Source organism: Pseudoalteromonas sp. SG44-5 (assembly GCF_014164175.1).
GTDB classification, from domain to species: domain Bacteria; phylum Pseudomonadota; class Gammaproteobacteria; order Enterobacterales; family Alteromonadaceae; genus Pseudoalteromonas; species Pseudoalteromonas nigrifaciens.
In genome coordinates, this window is sequence record NZ_JACJES010000044.1 from 1 (window position 1) to 5977 (window position 5977).

Sequence of the window (5977 nt, forward strand, 5' to 3'; positions counted from 1 at the left end):
AACTAGGGGCGATTTAATCACGGCGCGAGGTTTGTAACCTAGTGGGCTAAGTAAAAACCGAGCAACAAAGAGTCAATCGCCCCTAGGCAGAACCCTTCGGGCAGCGCATGTTTGGCATTGATGCTACGTTATCGCCTATTTATGGGGAATAACCACACAACATAGGCTCTGCCTTGCCTAAATACCAAACACACTGCTGCAAATTTAACCTTGAAAGATAAACAGACCCTAATCAACCACGCTCACTTTACTTAACTTAAATAACATCATAAGCTCAGGCAACAGGTCAGAGGAGTGCAAAATGATAAAGTTAGAAAAACAACAAGGCATTGCAATTGTCACACTAAGCAGAGCTCAAAAACAAAATGCTTTAAGCTTTGCTATGTTTGTTGAGCTTAATAAAATAATAAAAAAGCTTAAAAAAGATCGCAGCATCCGCGCCGTAGTTTTAAAAGGCGATGGCGATCACTTTTGCGCGGGGTTAGATATAGCCGCAGTTATGGCGTCGCCGCTTAATATTATTAAATTATTATTTAAATGGTTACCTGGCAATAAAAATTTAGCCCAGCGGGTAGTATTGGGTTGGCAATCGCTTAGCGTGCCGGTTATTGCACAAATTAATGGCAACTGCCTTGGCGGTGGATTGCAAATAGCACTCGGCGCTGACTATAGAATAGTGCACCACGATGCCCAATTTGCCATTATGGAAGCGCGTTGGGGATTATGCCCAGATATGGGGGCTAATGTTGTAATGAGCGGTTTAGTAAAACGCGACCAAGCACTATGGCTTGCCAGCCATGCTGATCCTATAAGTGCACTACAAGCAAAAGAGCTTGGCTTGGTCACTCAAGTAACTGATGACACCGAGGCTGCCACACAAAAAATGTTGGAAATACTATTAGCCCGCTCGCCCGACACTCTGGCGGCAATTAAGCGCGTTACCCAGCAAAGCTATAAAACTCAGCAACGCAACATACTCGCCAAAGAAACTTTTAGCCAAATTAGATTATTACTTAGCCCAAATACCAAAAAGGCAATTGCTAAAGCAAAGGGTAAAACCGATATTCATTATGCCAACCCTAAACGCTGGTAAGATGATGCATGCATAAATAACAGGGATTTGTTAAAGTTAAATTCCTGACTTTCCAATGAGTTCTCTAATGAAATATGTGTTAAGTAGCGCAATTATTTTACTCTGCTTAGCGGCGGCTAAATTCATTATGCACAGTATTGGCGGCAGTTTTCCTGCGCCTTTACTAGCAATGGTTATTTTATTGCTGCTACTGTTAACTGGCATAGTAAAAGAGCATCAATTAAAGCCCTGCGCTTCACCTATTTTAAATATTATGCCCATCTTTTTTATTCCTGCGGGGGTTGGCTTTATTGAGCACCTTGGCTTAATAAAGTCGCATTGGCCTTTTTTAGTTGCCATTGTATTGCTAGTCCCTATTAGTACCTTATTGTTAGTGAGTAGTGTTATTGCTTACTTTAAAGGACGCGTAAATAATGACTGAGCAACTAAAATCGCTAACAACACAACTAACTCCAGATTTATGGTGGCTTAGCGTACCGTTTATTATTGCGCTGTTTTTATTATTAAGGCTACTTAACCAGCGGGTTAAGCATGTTATTTTAAAATCACTTACTAACCCTGTATTTTTAAGTATAGCTATTATTGCTTTACTCTTGGTTAATTTAAACTTGCCTTACACTAAATTTGCTAGCCACAGCCAATTACTAAGTTGGCTGTTAGAGCCCGCTATTGTGGCACTAGCATTACCTTTATATCAGCAGTTTGTTCATGTACGTAAAAACTTACTCTTAATTGTAACCACTTGTAGTTTAGGGATTATTAACGCCACTGTAGTGGCTTTTTTACTCAGCATGATATTTGCTGTACCCACACAACTTAGCGCCTCAGTTGCAGCATTGAGTGTAACAACCCCTATAACGCTAATTGTAACCGAGTCATTAGGCGGTATTGACTCGCTCGCTGCTGCCTTGGTTATTTTTATTGGTTTATTAGGTGCTTTATTTGGCTTTGTACTTTTTAAACTAATTAAAATTTATAACCATGAAGCGCAAGGCGTTGCCATGGGTACTGCCTGTCACGCTATTGGCACCGCAGCAGCATTGGTTGAGCATCCTAAAATAGGTGCATTTTCATCGGTTGCCATGGCATTAAGTGCGCTTTTAACGGCTGTAATAGTACCGTTTTTATATCCAATCTTAGTCAACACTTTGCTATAGTTAGCAAAAATATTTAACAGCCATCTTAAGAGCATATATGATCAGCCCAGAAATAGAACAGTTTGAAAAATACTACGCCATGCTTACCGAGTATTTAGTTACCTATAGCATGCAAATTGTAGGTGCTATTTTCATACTCTTAATTGGCTTATGGGTTGCGCAAAAGCTTGCCAACGTAGTGGCTAATTTAATGGCTCGCCATAATATTGACGTCACGTTAACTAACTTTGTGAGTAACCTAGTTAAAGTGTTGCTCATAATAATTGTCATTATTATTGCGCTGGGCAAAATAGGCATTAGTGTTACCCCTTTCGTGGCCGCTATTGGTGCTGCGTCGCTTGGTGCGGGTTTAGCAATGCAAGGTATGTTGTCTAATTATGGTGCTGGCCTTGCTATTATTGCCACTCGTCCTTTTGTGGTTGGCGACACTATAGAGGTTAAAAATGTCAGCGGGCAAGTTAAAATAATAGAGCTGGGGCATACAGTACTTATTGACGAAGAAAAGGTAGAAATAACCATACCCAATAAGCATATCCTCGGTGAAATACTCCATAACTCGTTTAAGTTTTCATTGGTAAAAGGCGAAATTACCATTGCTTACAGCGCGTGCTCAAATACCGCAGTTAAACTAATTGAAGATGTTGTGAATGGCCATGAGCTTGTGGCTAAAGTGCCCAATGCACAAATTGGTATAGAACGCTTTGCCGACAATGGCGTAACTATTAGCTACCGCTACTGGGTACCAACCACTAAAATAATCGAAACCAAGTTGGCTATTAATGGTGGGGTTTATAGCGCTATGAATAAAGCGAATATTGAAATACCTTTACCGCAGCGCATTGTTAGTATTATTAAAAGTGATTAATTTATAAACCTAAACCGTTTAAAGCGGTTTAGGTTTATCTATACTGGGGTTTAATTCAAGTTTAGGCGCACTCATACCTTTTAGTAATCGGCCAAAAATATCAGCCCCAGTAATAATGCGTTTTTCATCGCCCCATACCAGTACTACATCGTGCTCAATTGCCCCATCGAATGACTTGTCTAATGAATGACTGGCGCGAATTTTTAAAATAACGTCACTTAAGCGCATACTTTCATCGATCACTATTATTGGTCTGTGGCAAAAGTGGTACGGATCAAATGTGTCTGGCTCAAACAAAGCTGCGCGTAAAAAGCCATCCGCATCAACCACTAACAAAGGATCACCGGCCTGATTAGTAATAATTACCCAGTTGTAACCAGACTTGTGCAGTTTGCGTAAAAATTCATTATCGGCACTGAGTGTTAGTTCAGGAAATATTGGTAAATCAAGCTTGGTTGGTAACGCTATGATTGAGTCGGGATCTATCACTTCGCCTTCTTGAGTAACACTTATTTCATCTAAACTAAAAAAGTTAAGTGCACCAATACCTTCTACGTGCTGTACATCGGCTTCTTCAGCTTCTATGTGCTTACGAATAATGCCTCTGAGCTCACTCTCTGCAAAGTAGGTAATACCTTCTTTGCCTAACCAAGCATCGAGTATTAGCCCTGTAGGCTTAGCAACTACATAAAACAGTAATTGATAAAACTTAATTAACGGCGACAACATGCTGGCCATTTTTAACGCATTACGTGAAAAATACGCCTGTGGTGTAATTTCGCCAATAATAGTAATAGCAATAGTTGAGAATAAAAAAGAACTTGCACCCATTAATACCGAGTCAGAAAGTAAGGTCAGCAGTACGTTAATACCTACGTTACCCCACAAAATAGTCGAGAGTAAAAAGTTTGAATCGTTACGCAGTGCCATTACTTTTATCGCAGCGGCGTTACCTTTACTGCTTTCCATTTCGAGTTGTAATCTACTTAGCGAAAAAAACGCCAAGTTTAAACCCGAAAATATTGCTGACTGCGAAATACACAGTGCAATAGCACACCAAATCATGACATCAAAAGTCATTGTTTTTCCTATTTATTTACGCGTTCCTTGCGATACAAGGCACTATAACAGTAGCAAACTACCTAAACCTAAAAAGGTAACAAAACCAACTATATCGGTTACTGTAGTTAAAATAACTGAGCCCGAAAGCGCTGGATCTATTTTCATTTTATCTAAAATAGAAGGGATCACTACACCGGCTAACGATGCTGCAACTAAGTTAAGCAAAATAGCCACGGTAATAGTAATACTTAGCATAACGTCGTTAAACCACAAAAAGGTCAATGCGCCAATAACAAAAGCCCATACAAAACCATTTACCGCGCCCACTCTTAGCTCTTTTTTAAGTAGCGCTGCGCGGTTAGAGTCGGTTACCTGGCCAAGTGCCAAGCCACGTACAATAACGGTGAGCGTTTGACTCCCGGCAATTCCGCCCATAGAGGCTACTATTGGCATTAATACCGCTAAAGCCACTACTTGCTCTATAGTTGCACCAAACAGGCCAATAAACCACGAGGCTAAAAATGCAGTCGCCAAATTTATACCTAACCAAATACCTCGGTTTTTAGCACTTTTTCGCACACTCGCAAATAAATCTTCGTCTTCACGCAGACCACCCGCTTTAGCGGCAGCCTCGTCGGTTATTTCTTGGCGTAACTCATACGCTGAAGCAATGGTTAAACGGCCCAGTAATTTGTTATCAACATTAACAACCGGCATTGCCATTTTTTCGCTATGAATAACCACTTCCGCAGCTTCGTATAAATCATCATCTGCATGCAGCGATACATAGTCATGGTTTGCTAAAGTAATTAAACTGTCGTTGTCATTGGCTTTTATTAAATCATTAATTGCCACTTCACCAATTAAACTGCCCTTACGGCTCACTAAATAAATAACCTCTGTGAACTGCGGCAACCCTTTATGGAGTAACTTTTTAGCGCCTCCCGCGGTTAACTTTTCAGACACTTTTAAAAAGTCAAAACCTAACCAGTGACCTATTTGCTCAGAAGGGTATTGTTGCGCTAATTCATATTGCTTTGTTTGTGCTTCATCGAGTTGTTTTTTTGCATACTCAACAAATCGCTCAGGAATTACTTCTTCAAGCTCAAGCAGTTCTTCTACATTAACTTCGTCTAATAGTTTAAAACCGTCGCTATCATCTAAAGTTTGCAGTAACCATAAGGTGCTGTCATCGCTTAAATTAACAAATATTTCGTGTTGCGTGTCTTCATCTAACAACTGCCAAATTTCAAGGCGCTGCTCTTTAGGTATTGCTTCAAAAAGCAATGATAAATGCTCAGTTGATAATGTTAATTGTGCGTCTATTAATAACTTATTTTTGCGCTCTGTGGTGTCGCACTGTAATAAGTCATTTATGAGTTGGGGTAGTTTATCAACCGGATACTCAATCATCTTAAGCCTTAAAGTTTAGTAGGTTATATTAATAAATAGTCACTTATTAATATGTATTGCTATTAGTGTAACGTAGCGGGCATAAAATATTGAAAAAATATGCAAACTCATCCGCTTTTTTTCGCATTGTATGCGTAAAAATAACCAGCGGTTAATGTTTTTTTATTATTTTTTAAATTTAATTATACAAGCACAATCACGACTTACTTTTGATATGATTTCAGATGCTTAAGTGTAGGCAATTTCATACATCTTCATTAACTAACCTGAACTCTGGTTAAGAGATTTACTAACATATTGAATCATCGTTATATTTAATTTTATTTTCTCTAGCCAGAGGTTTTCAGTGAAAACAAGGCGAATTTACGCGTCAATAGCTGGCCTATT

General features: G+C 39.4%; 6 protein-coding genes. 4 read left to right on the forward strand and 2 right to left on the reverse strand.

The window, feature by feature from the left end:
* Nucleotides 1-301: 301 nt before the first annotated feature.
* The 4 genes from H5079_RS17965 (at nt 302) to H5079_RS17980 (ending at nt 3115) form a co-directional block, all read left to right on the forward strand.
* Nucleotides 302-1093, forward strand: coding sequence for a crotonase/enoyl-CoA hydratase family protein (locus H5079_RS17965; protein WP_089367841.1), 792 nt, complete (start codon nt 302-304; stop codon nt 1091-1093).
* A gap of 67 nt (nt 1094-1160) precedes the next feature.
* Complete coding sequence (locus H5079_RS17970; protein WP_011327412.1) at nt 1161-1514, forward strand: CidA/LrgA family protein; 354 nt, start codon at nt 1161-1163, stop codon at nt 1512-1514.
* Nucleotides 1507-2250, forward strand: a complete 744-nt coding sequence (locus tag H5079_RS17975; protein WP_086995023.1) for an LrgB family protein — start codon at nt 1507-1509, stop codon at nt 2248-2250. Before H5079_RS17970 ends, H5079_RS17975 begins: the two co-directional genes overlap by 8 nt.
* 37 nt (nt 2251-2287) lie before the next feature.
* Nucleotides 2288-3115 (forward strand): mechanosensitive ion channel family protein, encoded by an 828-nt coding sequence (locus H5079_RS17980; RefSeq protein WP_011327410.1) that lies wholly within the window; start codon nt 2288-2290, stop codon nt 3113-3115.
* 18 nt (nt 3116-3133) lie between these two features.
* Here H5079_RS17980 and H5079_RS17985 read toward each other — a convergent pair whose 3' ends face one another.
* Nucleotides 3134-4195, reverse strand: coding sequence for a DUF21 domain-containing protein (locus H5079_RS17985; RefSeq protein WP_182684605.1), 1062 nt, complete (start codon nt 4193-4195; stop codon nt 3134-3136).
* 42 nt (nt 4196-4237) lie between these two features.
* Nucleotides 4238-5590: a magnesium transporter gene (locus H5079_RS17990; protein WP_011327408.1), complete on the reverse strand. Its 1353-nt coding sequence runs from the start codon at nt 5588-5590 to the stop codon at nt 4238-4240.
* Between the last annotated feature and the right edge of the window lie 387 nt (nt 5591-5977).

Excerpts from the sequence above, each read along its gene's own strand:
- H5079_RS17965 (WP_089367841.1), top strand. The coding sequence starts at position 302 with ATGATAAAGTTAGAAAAACAACAAGGCATTGCAATTGTCACACTAAGC.
- H5079_RS17970 (WP_011327412.1), top strand. The coding sequence starts at position 1,161 with ATGAAATATGTGTTAAGTAGCGCAATTATTTTACTCTGCTTAGCGGCG.
- H5079_RS17975 (WP_086995023.1), top strand. The coding sequence starts at position 1,507 with ATGACTGAGCAACTAAAATCGCTAACAACACAACTAACTCCAGATTTA.
- H5079_RS17980 (WP_011327410.1), top strand. The coding sequence starts at position 2,288 with ATGATCAGCCCAGAAATAGAACAGTTTGAAAAATACTACGCCATGCTT.
- H5079_RS17985 (WP_182684605.1), bottom strand. The coding sequence starts at position 4,195 with ATGACTTTTGATGTCATGATTTGGTGTGCTATTGCACTGTGTATTTCG.
- H5079_RS17990 (WP_011327408.1), bottom strand. The coding sequence starts at position 5,590 with ATGATTGAGTATCCGGTTGATAAACTACCCCAACTCATAAATGACTTA.